General features: G+C 63.1%; 13 protein-coding genes, 1 tRNA gene and 2 pseudogenes. 6 read left to right on the top strand and 10 right to left on the bottom strand.

Translation table 11 applies throughout. The features are described from left to right. Positions 1-5: 5 nt before the first annotated feature. Positions 6-737, bottom strand: a complete 732-nt coding sequence (locus KHO31_RS15295) for a c-type cytochrome (protein WP_201076518.1) — start codon at positions 735-737, stop codon at positions 6-8. Between the two features lie 370 nt (positions 738-1,107). Here KHO31_RS15295 and copC point away from each other — a divergent pair, with 370 nt between their 5' ends. Next, positions 1,108-1,485 (top strand): copper homeostasis periplasmic binding protein CopC, encoded by a 378-nt coding sequence (gene copC, locus KHO31_RS15290; RefSeq protein WP_211623666.1) that lies wholly within the window; start codon positions 1,108-1,110, stop codon positions 1,483-1,485. After that, positions 1,482-2,411, top strand: a complete 930-nt coding sequence (locus KHO31_RS15285; protein WP_211623664.1) for a CopD family protein — start codon at positions 1,482-1,484, stop codon at positions 2,409-2,411. The genes copC and KHO31_RS15285 overlap by 4 nt, the downstream gene beginning before the upstream one ends. Before the next feature lie 85 nt (positions 2,412-2,496). Here KHO31_RS15285 and KHO31_RS15280 read toward each other — a convergent pair whose 3' ends face one another. From KHO31_RS15280 to dgoD, 3 genes are all read right to left on the bottom strand, one after another. Further along, complete coding sequence (locus KHO31_RS15280; protein ID WP_201076515.1) at positions 2,497-2,724, bottom strand: YodC family protein; 228 nt, start codon at positions 2,722-2,724, stop codon at positions 2,497-2,499. A gap of 26 nt (positions 2,725-2,750) precedes the next feature. Next, positions 2,751-3,053, bottom strand: coding sequence for a hypothetical protein (locus tag KHO31_RS15275; protein ID WP_201076513.1), 303 nt, complete (start codon positions 3,051-3,053; stop codon positions 2,751-2,753). A gap of 365 nt (positions 3,054-3,418) precedes the next feature. Further along, positions 3,419-4,567: a galactonate dehydratase gene (dgoD, locus tag KHO31_RS15270; protein ID WP_201084749.1), complete on the bottom strand. Its 1,149-nt coding sequence runs from the start codon at positions 4,565-4,567 to the stop codon at positions 3,419-3,421. A gap of 219 nt (positions 4,568-4,786) precedes the next feature. On the opposite strand from dgoD, the gene KHO31_RS15265 reads away from it, so the two are divergent. Then, positions 4,787-5,494 carry a FadR/GntR family transcriptional regulator gene (locus tag KHO31_RS15265; RefSeq protein WP_201076914.1) on the top strand — a complete coding sequence of 236 codons (708 nt, stop codon included), beginning with the start codon at positions 4,787-4,789 and terminating at the stop codon, positions 5,492-5,494. Positions 5,495-5,522: 28 nt separating this feature from the next. Here KHO31_RS15265 and KHO31_RS15260 read toward each other — a convergent pair whose 3' ends face one another. Both KHO31_RS15260 and KHO31_RS15255 read right to left on the bottom strand, forming a co-directional pair. Continuing rightward, a complete protein-coding gene (locus tag KHO31_RS15260; protein ID WP_201084748.1) occupies positions 5,523-6,773 on the bottom strand; it encodes an NADH:flavin oxidoreductase in 1,251 nt (416 codons plus the stop codon). Positions 6,774-6,872: 99 nt separating this feature from the next. Beyond that, positions 6,873-8,411 (bottom strand): DHA2 family efflux MFS transporter permease subunit, encoded by a 1,539-nt coding sequence (locus KHO31_RS15255; protein ID WP_201076507.1) that lies wholly within the window; start codon positions 8,409-8,411, stop codon positions 6,873-6,875. A 137-nt stretch (positions 8,412-8,548) separates the two neighbouring features. On the opposite strand from KHO31_RS15255, the gene KHO31_RS15250 reads away from it, so the two are divergent. From KHO31_RS15250 to KHO31_RS39295, 3 genes and pseudogenes are all read left to right on the top strand, one after another. Further along, the gene (locus KHO31_RS15250) at positions 8,549-8,992 is read left to right on the top strand and encodes a MarR family winged helix-turn-helix transcriptional regulator (RefSeq protein ID WP_201076505.1); all 444 of its coding nucleotides are present in this window, start codon (positions 8,549-8,551) and stop codon (positions 8,990-8,992) included. Continuing rightward, positions 8,989-9,240 (top strand): annotated as a pseudogene (locus tag KHO31_RS15245) (LysR substrate-binding domain-containing protein); the annotation flags it as partial. The gene KHO31_RS15250 and the pseudogene KHO31_RS15245, both read left to right, overlap by 4 nt. A gap of 56 nt (positions 9,241-9,296) precedes the next feature. Then, positions 9,297-9,404 (top strand): annotated as a pseudogene (locus KHO31_RS39295) (phospholipase domain-containing protein); the annotation flags it as partial. 186 nt (positions 9,405-9,590) lie between these two features. On the opposite strand, the gene KHO31_RS15240 reads toward KHO31_RS39295, so the two are convergent. The 4 genes from KHO31_RS15240 to KHO31_RS15225 all read right to left on the bottom strand — a co-directional run bounded on the left by KHO31_RS15240 (position 9,591) and on the right by KHO31_RS15225 (position 13,617). Beyond that, the gene (locus KHO31_RS15240; protein ID WP_201076913.1) at positions 9,591-9,941 is read right to left on the bottom strand and encodes a hypothetical protein; all 351 of its coding nucleotides are present in this window, start codon (positions 9,939-9,941) and stop codon (positions 9,591-9,593) included. 85 nt (positions 9,942-10,026) lie between these two features. Next, positions 10,027-10,103: transfer RNA gene (locus tag KHO31_RS15235), tRNA-Met, on the bottom strand. A gap of 86 nt (positions 10,104-10,189) precedes the next feature. Next, the gene (locus KHO31_RS15230; protein WP_201076503.1) at positions 10,190-11,848 is read right to left on the bottom strand and encodes an MFS transporter; all 1,659 of its coding nucleotides are present in this window, start codon (positions 11,846-11,848) and stop codon (positions 10,190-10,192) included. A gap of 230 nt (positions 11,849-12,078) precedes the next feature. Continuing rightward, entirely contained in the window at positions 12,079-13,617 is a 1,539-nt protein-coding gene (locus KHO31_RS15225) for a sensor histidine kinase (RefSeq protein ID WP_201076501.1), read from the bottom strand. Position 13,618: the final 1 nt, after the last annotated feature.

Here is a 13,618-nt window from a genome sequence, read left to right as displayed (position 1 = left end):
GTGCCTTATTGCGGTTCGCTGCCGCAGGCAAGCGGAGTCTTCATCGAGCGGGCCGGAGCCGGCACGGGGTTTTGTGGGGCCTTTTGCGTGGAAAGCCAGGCAGCGACGGCGTTCACGTCTTCGTCAGTCAGACGGGTGGCAATGGTGTGCATGCAATCAGGTGCGATGGCATGACGCGAGCCCGAACGCCATGCGCCCAATTGCGCGCTGATGTAGTCAGCGTGCAGGCCGACCAGACCCGGGATAGCGGGTTCCATGCCGGTCAGCGCCTTGCCGTGGCAAGCCGCGCAGGCCGGAATCTGTTTGGATGCGTCGCCGTTCAGGACGATCTGCTGGCCGCGCGCAACGATGGTCGCCGACACGGTCGGCTTGGCCGGCGTGGGGTACGGCGGACGTTGTTGCGAGAAGTACGTGGCGATCTGATGGAGGTAGTCGTCAGAAAGATACGTGACGAGGTAGTTCATCGGCGGGTACTTGCGGCGCCCTTCGCGGAAGTTCTGCAGCTGGTTGTACAGATAGTCGGCCGGCTTGCCCGCCAGACGCGGGAAGTAGTCGTTGTCGGTACCTTGGCCATGCGAGCCGTGGCAGGCCGTGCAACCTTGCACGCGCGCTTCCATCGTATCGGGGGCCTTCGGTTGAGTCTGCGCTTTCGCAGCGCTATAGACACCCGCGGAGCCGATCAGCAGAAGGGCAAGCAACGGGCGGAAAATGCGTCTTGAAGACACGCGTAACTCCATCAAAATCGGGGACCTGACCGAACTTCGAGCGGCTCGGTGTGAAGGGCAGCCGGCGCTGCGGCGACGCAGCATTCTATCATCGAAGGGTGATGGTGACTATTTGCCACATTAGAGAAGGTTCCGGCTGTCACAGCTATGCGACAGTTTGACGCGCATCCGCCGCCTGGCAGGCGGGTCGGCCATCCCGATTTTGTCTGTGGGGCCAAAGATACAAGTCTGGTTTTCCAGCGGCTCGCATAACAAAGCAGGTTGAACCGACGCGCGCGCCGACTATCGAAGCGTACACTTCCGGGCGCGCCGGCGTCTGTCCGACGCCCACGCCCCCGGTTCAACGTCCATCGGTTTACTTTCCACAAGCTATCGGCCTTACATGAAGCTATTCAATTTTCCCCGTCCGGCGCTGCGTGCGTTGACGCTCGGCGCCGCGGCGCTGGTGATGACGTCCACGGCTTTTGCGCATGCGCATCTGGTGTCGAGCGAGCCGGCGGCGAACGCCGAAGTGACCGCCCCCACTGAAGTGACGATTCATTTCACTGAACCGCTCGAACCGGCCTTCAGCAGGGTCGAACTGAGCGACGCGAGCGGCAAGCCGGCCGCAGCGGCTGAGTCGCAAGTCGACACAGCTGATGCAAAAGTGCTGCATCTGGCGCTGCCGCAGTTGACGGCGGGCCGCTACGGGGTGCACTGGACGGCGGTTGCCACGGACGGCCACCTTACTCAAGGCAACTTCGCGTTCATCGTCAAATGAGCATGGACGGATTGTGGATCGGGCAGGTCGCCATGGCCGCGCTCATGAATGTCGCGTTTGCGTTTGCCGTCGGTTCGGCGTTGCTCGGCGCGTGGCTCGCCAAAGACGCGCAGACCAAGATCAACCCTGCGCGGCCCGCCTGGTTGCGCGCGCAACGGTCAATGCTGGCGGCGACTGTCGTGCTGGTGTTCGCGGATCTCGGCTGGCTGTTGTATCAGGCGGCGTCGATGAGTGGCGTTGCGTTGCCGTCGGCCATCGGCGTGGTGCCTACCGTATTGACGCAAACCCATGTCGGCTACGCTTGGAGCGTGGCGTTCGCCGGCGCGCTGGTGTTGCTGGGCACGGCCATGGCCAGCCATACGGGCACGCTGCGCAATGCGCTGCTGTGGCTCGCGGTGATCGCGATTGCGGCGGGCAAGGCGTCGCTTGGGCACGCGGCCGATGCCGGTCCGGCCTCGGCTGCGATCGCGATGCAGACGCTGCATGTGCTGGTCACGGGCGTCTGGGGCGGGCTGGCGATGGCGGCGGGGCTCTCGGTATTGCCCGCGCTCAGCACGTCGACCGCACGCGGGATGCTGATCCGCACGGCGACGCAGGTGTCGAACGTATCGGTGGTGGCCGTCGGACTGGTGCTGCTCACCGGCATCTTCAATGCCGTGCGCGGTTCGGGCGGCTCGTTCGAAGCGATCGAGTCAAGCACGTGGGGTCATGTGCTGACACTGAAGCTTTCGCTGATCGCGCTCGCGCTGGTGCTCGGTGGACTCAACCGGCTCTCGGCGCTGCCGCGCTTGCGCCGCACGGCCTCGACGATGGACGCGCATACGTTTGTCAACGTACTGTATCTGGAAGCACTGGTGATGATCGGCGTGTTCGTCGCAGCGGCCGTGTTGTCGCACAGCGTGCCGGCATTTGCCGCGTTGGGCTGAGACTAAAAAAAGCGCCGCACAGCAAGAGCGTGCGGCGCAATACACACGGTCGCCCGGCGGTGGCCGGCTGATCCGTTACTGCCCTCTAGGCAGCGAGCGCGTTGTGCGCCCGTTCCAGCGTCTCTTCGGGAAACATCTCTTGCTGCAGTTCGCCGTCGTTGCCGAACCACTGGCAGATCAACCAGTTGCCCGGCGCGAACAGCACCGGTCCGGTCCAGGTGGCCGTCATCGGACGTCCGCCGGACTTGAGTGTCAGGACGTCGCCGGGGTGGTAGGCGGGCTTTGCATTGGCAGGTCTCTTTCCCAGTCGCATGGTGAGCGTCCGTTCGATGAAACCGATTATTCGAGGCCGAGCCGGTGTCCGAGAATTGGCGCACAGAAGAGCGCGATCGCGCAGCCCGCTGCCTTGCCTTCCAGTTCCGCGCCTGCGGCATGTGAGCCGACCATGTGCGTCAGCAGATCGAAGAGCTGCGGCAGGCAGTACAGCACTGCGGCCGCGATAAAGCATTTTTCGACCACGGAGATGCGCCAGCCGCGTTCATAGGCGAGCATCGCGCCGATGATGCGAAGCACGCCGAACACCACCAGCGCGCCGACGGCGGCCTGTTCGCGGATCAGATAGTCTGGAAGGAATTCGCCCATGATGTTCCCCGATGCATTGTCGTTTGAATGCATTTGAGCAAGGAGCGGGCCATGTGTATGTCCGGTGCCGAACAAACGGCCGGAAAACCTTTGTGGATAAGGCTTTTCGGGCGATGCGGCCAAGCCGGGGAGTTGCCTCGACGCGTGTGTTTCGACCGCTTCGGTCCGCGGTGTTACGTAACTGAGACGGCGCATGCTACGTCTGCCGTAACGTGTGCGCCGGCGAGGCCGAACTACGCCTTCTTCGTTATCGACGGCGCCTGCACTCAGGACGTCGACCGTCAGATTGGTTTTTTGTGGCGGCGGTTACGGGCTGTTCAAAACAAAACGCCGCCCGCAGGCGGCGCTCCGTCATGCAGTCACGCTTACCATTCCGCGACGCTGCCATCTTCGTGGCGCCACACCGGATTGCGCCAGCGGTGGCCGACCTTCGCCATTTCGCGCACCTTATCCTCGTTCACTTCGATACCGAGGCCCGGGCCCTGCGGAATCGACACGAAGCCGTCTTCGTATTTGAAGACTTCGGGGTTCCTGATGTAGTCGAGCAGGTCGTTGCCCTGGTTGTAGTGAATGCCCAGGCTTTGTTCCTGGATGAACGCGTTGTAGCTCACTGCGTCGATCTGCAGGCAGGTGGCCAAAGCGATCGGACCGAGCGGGCAGTGCAGCGCGAGCGCGACGTCGTACGCCTCGGCCATCGACGCGATCTTCCGGCACTCGGTGATCCCGCCCGCGTGTGACGCGTCTGGCTGGATGATGTCGACGTAGCCGCCCGACAGGATGTGTTTGAAGTCCCAGCGCGAATACAGACGCTCGCCCAAAGCGATCGGTGTATTGGTCTGGTTGACGATGTCACGCAAGGCTTCCGCGTTTTCCGACAGTACCGGCTCTTCGATGAAGAGCAGTTTGTACGGGTCGAGTTCTTTCGCCAGCACCTTCGCCATCGGCTTATGCACGCGGCCGTGGAAGTCCACGCCGATGCCGATGTTCGGTCCAACCGCTTCGCGCACGGCGGCGACGTTGTTGATGACGCCTTGCACCTTGTCGAAGGTGTCGATGATCTGCAGTTCTTCGGAGCCGTTCATCTTCACGGCCTTGAAGCCGCGCTCGACTACGGCGCGCGCGTTATTCGCAACGTCGCTCGGACGGTCGCCGCCGATCCACGAATACACCTTGATCTTGTCGCGTACCTGGCCGCCGAGCAGCGCGTGAATCGGCACGCCATGATGCTTGCCCTTGATGTCCCACAGCGCCTGGTCGACGCCGGCGATCGCGCTCATCGTGATCGGGCCGCCGCGGTAGAAGCCTGAGCGATACATCACCTGCCAGTGGTCTTCGATCAGCAGCGGGTCTTTGCCGATCAGATAGTCGGACAGTTCCTCGACGGCGGCCGCCACCGTATGCGCACGGCCTTCCACCACCGGCTCGCCCCAGCCGACGATGCCTTCGTCGGTCTCGATCTTCAGGAAGCACCAGCGCGGCGGGACGATGAAGGTTTCGAGTTTGGTGATTTTCATGGCGTGCGTCTCCTTGCGGCCTGGGTGTCTGCGTGTGCAGGCAATTTCGAGGATTCACATGCTACAACAAAAGCGCGATTAAGTACTATTAATAGTACTATTGGCCAAATAGTGGCGAAGTACCAGCCGGGCACCGGGTGGGAGACGGCGTCGAAGCAGTGGGTGGGCAGGTTGAGATGCCGGATAATCGCGGTCCATCCGGGCTCAGGTCCGATATCAATAGCGCCGAGAGGCTGCTGGGAGAAAGCTATTCAGCACGATCTGCATGGGCGTGTCGCCCATCTGCTGGCGACCGCGATTTTGCGCGGCGACTACGCGCCCGACTCGATCCTGCCGCGCGAGGCGGAGTTGATGGACACCTTCGGCGTGAGCCGCACGGTGTTGCGCGAGGCGCTGCGTACGCTGACGTCGAAAGGGCTGATCGAATCGCGTCCGCGCGTGGGCACGCGAGTGCGGCCGAAACACGCGTGGAATCTGCTCGATGTCGACGTGCTCGACTGGTACTCGCGTGTCGCCGAGCCGATGGCATTTGCGCTCAAGTTGCAGGAAATGCGCGAGATGATCGAGCCGTACGCGGCGGGTCTGGCGGCGGCCTCGCACACGCACGACGCCTTCAATGCGCTGGCGGCAGCGCATGCGTCGATGGTCGGGGCGCGCAACGTCGATGAATGGGTGCGCGCCGATCTGCAGTTTCATCTGAGCGTGCTGACGGCATGCAGCAACGAATTGCTGATTCCGCTCGGCACGCTGATCGAGCGCACGTTGGAAGCGCAGTTGCGCCTGAATGCGAAACGCGCGGACGTGTTCAACGCATCGCTGGCCGAACACACCGCAGTGTTCGAGGCGATCCGGGATCGTGACGCGGCGGCGGCGCGAGAGGCGATGGCGGGGTTGCTGGGGGTGACGCGCGGGCGTATCGAAGCGTGAGATTCGCCGCGCCGGCTCCGTTAGTGAGTCAGCCCGCGGGAAGCAGATTCAGCGCGGCATCGTTCGGCTGATGCAGCACACACGACGTACCACCCGGCGTGTACATCATCACCACACAGCGGTTGCACGACGTGCAGGCCGACGGTTTCGCCGGCGCCGAGCGCAGTCTCTCGACGAAGCCAGGATCGAAGACCAGCGCGCGCGCCATGGCTACCGCCTCGAATCCTTCCTGCATGGCCAGTTCGATGTTCGCGAGCGAACGCACCCCGCCGAGATAAGCGAGTGGCATGCGAACCGCTTCGCGCACCTTGCGGGAATGCTCGAGGAAGTACATTTCCTTGAAGCCGTCGAATTTCGGTTCGGTGAGTTTCTGCAAGGACATCGCGCATCGCACGATTGGATTCGACACGTTGGCGCGCGCCTCGGCCGGCATCGGACTGCCGAACAACTGCCACACCGATTCGACGTTCATCCCGCCGCTCAGCACAAGCATGTGCGCGCCTTCCGCTTCGAGAACGCGAGCAATCCTGGCTGCATCTTCAGCAGTGCCACCGCCTTTGACGCCTTCGGTCACGCCGATCTTGCAGAGTACCGCCATATCCCGGCCCACTTCGTCGAGCACGGCGCGCAGCACCCGGGCTGGAAAGCGGGCGCGTTTTTCGGGCGAACCGCCGTACACGTCACGACGATGATTGTAGAGCGGCGACAGGAACTGGCTGAGCAGGTAGCCGTGGCCCATGTGGATTTCAACGGCATCGAAGCCGGCTTCGCATGCGGCGCGCGCGGCTTGTGCGAATTGGCGCACGGTCGCATCCATCTCCGGCTCGGTCATTGCCTGCTTGAAAAAGCGGCCGCTCATCAGGCCGACTTTGTTCAAGCCGCCCGATGCGCTGAGCGGGCGTCGAGTCGATAGCTCGGGCAGAAAAGTGAAGCAGCCGCCGTGCGTGATCTGTGCACAGGCGGCGGCGCCTTGCTTGTGGACCGCATCGGTCAAGGCGCGAAACGGTGCGAGCGTGGCGGCGCCGAGCTGGGCCTGATCGACGAAGGTGCGGCCATCGGCGCTGACCGCGCAGTAGGCCACCGTCGTCATCGCCGCGCCACCCGCCGCTATGCTTTCGTGCAGCTTCACGAGCATTTGCGAAGGCATGCCGCCCGGCGTCATGCCTTCGTTGGTCGCCGATTTGATCAGGCGGTTGCGCAGCGCGAGCGGCCCGACGCGCAGGGGGCTGAAAGGACTGGGCGGGCTGACAGGGCTGAGCGGATTCGGGGTGGCGATCATGGAGATGTGGCTCAAGGCGCGGAGACGGCTTCATTCTGAAGTTGCCGCTGGTGTGCACATCGTCCGTACAGACTAAAGCTGATTACTTTGCCGCCGTGCTCAATCCATCGCCGCATGTGCCACCGACGCATCCGGCGCCTGGCGCGCTGGGCGGATCAAGAGCAGCAGTGGAATGACCAGCAGCGTGGCCACGAACATCAGTTTGAAGTCGTTCAGATAGGCGATCATCGACGCCTGCTGCGTGATCGACGCGTTCAGCGCCGCCATGTCGTAGTTCGAGCCGCTGTTCAGCATCGGCTGGATCGCCGGATTGAACGGCGTGATATTCGCGGCGAGGTCCGCGTGCGACACCTGGGTGTTGCGTGTCATCAGCGTCTGCACGATCGAAATGCCGATACTGCTGCCGATGTTGCGCATCAGGCTGTACGTCGCAGTACCGTCCGCGCGCAGTTCGGGCGTGAGCGTGGAGAAGGTGAGCGCACTCAGCGGCACGAACACGAGGCCCAGCCCGAAACCCTGGATCACGCCGGGCCAGACGATGTCCGACGCCGACAGAACGATCGTGTACTGCATCATCTGCCACAGTGCGAACGCAGAGATCAGGAAGCCGGCAAGCAGTAGAAGCCGCGCATCGACTCGCTTCAATAGCCGCCCGGCGAACAGCATCGCGACCATCGTCCCTGCGCCGCTCGGCGCCGTGACGAGTCCGGTGGTCGCGACCGGATAGTTCATCAGGTTCTGCAGCATCGGCGGCAGCAACGCGCGCGTCGCATACATCACCGCGCCGATCACGAAGATGAAGAACGTGCCGGTGGCGAAATTCGGGTCCTTCAGCAACTCGTATTTGAAGAACGATTTTTTGCCGACCGTCGCCGTATGCACGAGGAAGAACGCGAAGCTGATCGCCGCGATCAACGCCTCGATGACGATCTCATGCGAGCCGAACCAGTCGAGTTGCTCGCCACGGTCGAGCATCGCCTGCAGTGCGCCGATGGCAAGCCCTAGTGTGGCAAAGCCGAACGCGTCGAACTTCGCGTCGTGCTTCGGTTCACGCGCGGGCAGGAAGGTCGCGACGCCGAACAACGCGAACGCACCGATCGGCACGTTGATGAAAAACACCCAGCGCCAGTTGTAGCTATCGGTGAGCCAGCCGCCCAGCGTCGGCCCGAGAATCGGCCCGACCATCACGCCCATGCCCCACACCGCCATCGCCTGGCCCTGCTTTTCGCGCGGATTGATGTCGAGCAGGATCGACTGCGACAGCGGCACCAGCGAGGCCCCGAAAATCCCCTGAAGCAACCGTGACGCGACGATCTGCGCCAGCGTTTCCGATAATCCGCACAGCGCCGAAGCCACGGTAAACCCGCCGATCGCGAAGATCAGCAGCCGCTTGACGCTCAGCCGGTCGGACAGCCAGCCGGTCAGCGGCGTGGCGATCGCGGCCGCGACGATATACGAGGTCAGCACCCACGTGATCTCATCCTGCGACGCGGACAGCGTGCCCTGCATGTGCGGCAGCGCGACGTTGGCGATCGTGCTGTCGAGCGTCTGGATCAGCGTCGCGAGCATGATCGCGACCGTGATCATCGGCCGGTTGAGCGGGGCGGCGGTGCTCGTCGGCGGGGAGTCGGAGGACATGGGGGAGTGAGATCTTCGACATAGTAAGCATGCTTAGTATATCGGCTGCAAGCGAGTGCGCCCACCAGGAATTATGCGGAGCCTGAATTGCGGCCATTTCGACGATGACAAAAGGAAGCCTTTCGTATAATCCGCGCATGACCACCCAACTCGAAGAACGCTTCGGCTTTCTGATTTCCGACGTCGGCCGCCTGACAGGCAAGCGTTTCGACGATCTCGCGAAGTCATCGGTCGATCTGACGCGTGCGCAGTGCCGCGTGCTGGCTAACCTCGCCCATTACGGCGACATCAATCAGGCGCGGCTCGCGGACCTGCTCGAGGTCGCGCCGATCTCGGCGGGACGCCTGCTGGACCGCATGGAAGAGGGCGGCTGGATCGAGCGCACGGCCAATCCGCAGGACCGCCGCGAGCGCCAGGTGCGCATGACGCCGAAGGCCGAGCGCACACTCAGCAAGGCCCGCAAAGTGGGCGATGAAATCGCGCTCGAAGCGCTGAACGGCTTTACCGACGAAGAAGCGAAGCAGCTCATCGCGCTGCTGCAACGGGTGCGCGGTAATCTCAGCCGCCTCGTGGATCGCTGACGCCACGAGGGTGGCGTCGCATCCATACGCTGCTGCTGCGCGAGCCCGGCTCGCGTACCCGTGAGGCCACCGAGACCGCGCTCAAGCGGATTGGCGTTGCGCCGGCCATGCTGATCGAAATCGGCAGCCGTGAGGCGATCTCCGAAGCGATTAGCCGCAACATGGGCTGCACGCTGATGCCGCTCGGCGAGGCACCGTCGCCCCCCGATCTGCGACAACTGCCTTTGGACGCCGACGCGCCCATCCTCCAGGCGTATCTGTATCACCTCGAAGCGCGGGCCGCCTCGCGCCTCATCACCGCCTTTTGTACGACCAGTTGCATCTCGACCGGGTGCCACGCCGCTATACCGTCGAAGCAGGCAAGGAGCTATCGGATTCGTGGGCCGCGCTCGCTGACGATAAGGGCAACTACAGCAGTGTCGCGCAGAATGCGCGGGGAGTGGCACTTGATGGAGTCAGCTTCGGCTGACTCCTTTTTTATGGCTGCTTGCCAGGGCGATCGTATTGCCGGATCGTGGCTGAGTCTGTTGACGGTTGCTATGCATGAGGCCGGCTGCGCCAGCGAGTGAGCGCGGCGCCGGTTGCCTCAAGCGCGCGACTACTTGGCCTCGGAGGCCGCGGACGCACCGGAGGGCTGAACCAGTTCGAAGCAGGCAGGTGGCGCGGCCGGCGTTTTTGATTTCGCGTCCGGCTGCTGCGGGTCGATGCATTTGAACGCGCTCTGATCGCGCTGAACGAAAATCGTATCGGCGGGGCCGGCATTGCCGTGCGCGCCGTTTACCACGGCGACGATTTTGTAGCCGTCTTGCAGCAAGGTCGAGAGCGTGAGCGAACTGGCGCGCCACTGACTGTCGGATGGTGTTTGGGCGTTGGCGGCGAGCGGCGATGCGGCGGCGAGAAGCGCAATGGATGCGGTGGCAACAGCAAGCGCGGTGGTGCGGAACGTCATCAAGAAACCTCCTTGAAGTTGCAGTTTGGAAAGCCAAAAACAAAAAAGCCGCTGACCTTGTGAGTCAGCGGCTTTTTCTTGCAACTGGTGGCGAATCAGGGACTCGAACCCCGGACCTGCGGATTATGATTCCGTCGCTCTAACCAACTGAGCTAATTCGCCGAAAGAAGCGAGATTATGAGGATAGGGCCGGGGGCTGTCAACCCCCGGCAAGCAACTTTTTTAAATTGCCCTCTCCATCGCGTGTTTCAATCCTGCGCGTAAATATCCGAGTTCTTGGTTTCCTTGACGAACAGCATGCCGATGACCAGCGTGATGAGCGCGACCACAATCGGATACCACAGCCCCGAGTAGATGTTGCCTTTGGCCGCCACGATGGCGAAGGCGGTCGCCGGCAGGAAGCCGCCGAACCAGCCATTGCCGATGTGATACGGCAGCGACATCGAGGTATAGCGGATCCGCGTCGGGAACATCTCCACCAGCATTGCCGCAATCGGCCCGTAGACCATCGTCACGTAGATCATCATGATCGTCAGGATCACCACGCTCATCGGCCAGTTGATCTGCGACGGATCGGCCTTCGGCGGATAGCCGGCGGTCTTCAGCGTGGTAGCCAGGGTCTTGTCGAACGCTTTGCCCTGGTCCTTGGCGTCGGCGGCCTTGCCGTCATACGTGTTGATCACCGTATCGCCGACCTTGATCTCCGCCAGCGTGCCCGCCGGCGCCGCGACGTTCTCGTAGTTCAAGCCGGCTTTCGAGAGCGCGCTCTTGGCGATGTCGCAGGAGCTCGTGAACTTCGCCGTGCCGACCGGATTGAACTGGAACGAGCACTCGTCCGGGTTCGCGATCACGACAATCGGTGCCTTTGCTGTAGCCGCTTCCAGCGCCGGGTTCGTGTAGTGAGTCAGCGCCTTGAACAGCGGGAAGTACGTGCAGGCAGCAATCAGCAGGCCGGCCATGATGATCGGCTTGCGGCCGATGCGGTCCGATAGCGAGCCGAAGAACAGGAAGAACGGCGTGCCGATCAGGAGCGCAATCGCGATCAGGATGTTGGCCGTCGCGCCATCGACCTTCAGCGTCTGCGTCAGGAAGAACAGCGTGTAGAACTGACCCGTGTACCAGACCACGGCCTGGCCGGCGGTCAGGCCGATCAGCGCGAGGATCACGATCTTCAGGTTCTTCCACTGGCCAAATGCTTCGGTCAGCGGCGCCTTCGAGGTTTTGCCTTCAGCCTTGATGCGCGCAAACACCGGCGATTCATTCAGCTGCAGGCGAATCCACACCGACACGCCGAGCAGGATGATCGACGCGAGGAACGGAATGCGCCAGCCCCAGACGCCGAACGCGTCTTCGCCCATGGCCGTGCGCGCGCCGAGAATCACCAGCAGCGACAGAAACAGGCCGAGCGTGGCGGTCGTCTGGATCCACGCGGTGTAGAAACCGCGGCGTCCTGCCGGCGCATGTTCCGCGACGTAGGTTGCGGCACCGCCGTATTCGCCGCCGAGTGCAAGACCCTGCAGCAAGCGCATCGCGATAAAGATCACCGGCGATGCAATGCCGATCGATGCATAGCCGGGCAGAAAGCCGACCAGGAAGGTCGACAAGCCCATGATCACGATCGTGATGAGGAAGGTGTATTTGCGCCCGACCATATCGCCGAGGCGTCCGAACACGATCGCGCCGAACGGCCGCACCGCGAAGCCTGCGGCGAAGCTGAGGAGCGTGAAGATGAAAGCGGCAGTCGGATTGACGCCTGAGAAGAAGCTCTTGCTGATGAAGATCGCAAGTGAGCCGGCCAGATAGAAGTCGTACCACTCGAAAACCGTACCTAGCGACGATGCGAAGATCACCCGCTTCTCATCGTGCGTCATCGGCACGTGCGAGATTTGCCCGCCAACAGTAGCCATATGTCGTCTCCAATATTGATATGTGCACGCGGTTCGCCGGCAAAGGCGTTCCCGTGAAACCGATTATTGGAGTGGAAACTTACGGCGTACTGACGTGGAGGGGTGAAGTGGCTATCTCAGGCGTGTTGCAGGGTTTTTCATCAAAATACGCAAACAGGCGGATAAATTCTCCTAACGTGCGATTATCGCATCTCAATATGGCGACAATCAATGCGTGGATCATTGTGCCCCTAGGGTAAGTCCCGTGCCCGTTCGAGGACGTGCAAGCTGACACGCACAAGCGTTCCGGCAAGCCGCGGGGAGGTTTGATAGACGTTATCGTCGATCGTCAACTCCCCGCCGTGCATCGTCGTGATCTCGCGGACGATCGCGAGCCCGAGGCCGCTGCCGTCGCCTTCGCGGCCGAGAATCCGGTAAAAGCGCTCGACCACCCGGGAGCGCTCGGCCACCGGAATGCCGAGTCCGGTGTCCTCTACTTCCAGATGCACGAGCCGCGCCGTCACGTCGTGCCGCACCCGCACGGTAATCCGCCCGCCCGCCGGCGTGTAGCGGATCGCGTTGTCGATCAGATTCGACAACATTTCGCGCAGCATGACCGGATTGCCATCGACTTCGACCGGCTCTTCGGGCGCTTCGTAGCCGAGGTCCATCTGCTTGGCGAGCGCGGCTTGCACCCAGTCGCGCACGGCGCTGCGCGCCACTTCGGTTACCTCGACGGGCGTGAAAATCTGGCCTGACATGCGGTTTTCCGCACGCGCCAGCGCCAGCAACTGGGTGACGAGGCGCGCCGCTTGCTCCGAACTGGTGGCGATCTGTTCGAGCGAGCGGTGGACTTCCGCGGAGGCGTCCTGGCGCAACGCAAGCTCAGCCTGGGTGCGCAGACCGGCAAGCGGCGTCTTCATCTGATGCGCGGCGTCGGCGATAAAGCGCTTCTGTAACTCCATGTTCTGTTCGAGGCGCGTCAGCAGATCGTTGAACGACGTCACCAGCGGCTCGATTTCCGGCGGCGCCCGGCGGGCTTCGAGCGGCGACAGGTCGTCCGGACGGCGCGCGCGAATATGCGCCTGCAGGGCATGCAGCGGGGCGAGTCCGCGCGACAGGCCGAACCACACCAGCAGGATCGCCAGCGGCAGGATCACGAACTGCGGCAGGATCACGCCTTTGATGATGTCGTTGGCAAGCTGGCTGCGTTTGTCGAGCGTCTCGGCGACCTGCACCAGCACCGGCTGCGCGCCGGGCGTCTGCGGAAACTCGACGGTCGTGTAGGCGACACGGATATCGTTGCCGCGCAGCACGTCGTCACGGAATTCGACGAGGCCAGGCGGCGGCCTGTCTTCCTCGTGCGGTAGCGGCATGTCGCGCTCGCCGCCCACCAGCTCGCCGCGGGTGCCGAGCACCTGATAGAACACGCTGTCGACGTTGTCGGTGCGCAGAAAGTCGCGGGTGGAATCGGGCAGCGACAGCTCCGCCACGCCGTTGATCGGATGGATCTGGCGGGCGAGCACGTAGGCGTCGGTTTCGAGCGCGCGGTCGAACGGGCCGTTGGCGATCGACTTGGCGACCAGGTAGGTGACCGCGAGGCTCATCGGCCAGAGCAGCAGCAGCGGCGCCAGCATCCAGTCCAGAATTTCTCCGAATAGCGAGCGCGGGCGCGCATCGGCGGCGGCTTCGGTTTCGTCGGGCGGGGCGAACGGATTGGCGTAGCGCTCGTCGCGCGCCTCGTCGAGGTCCGCCGCGTGCGCCGTGGCGCGGTCTGCGCGTGCGGACATG

Source organism: Paraburkholderia domus, assembly GCF_905220705.1.
Classification (GTDB): Bacteria; Pseudomonadota; Gammaproteobacteria; order Burkholderiales; family Burkholderiaceae; genus Paraburkholderia; species Paraburkholderia domus.
The sequence above is the reverse complement of the archived record's forward strand: the minus strand, read 5'-3'. Positions and strand labels throughout refer to the sequence as shown.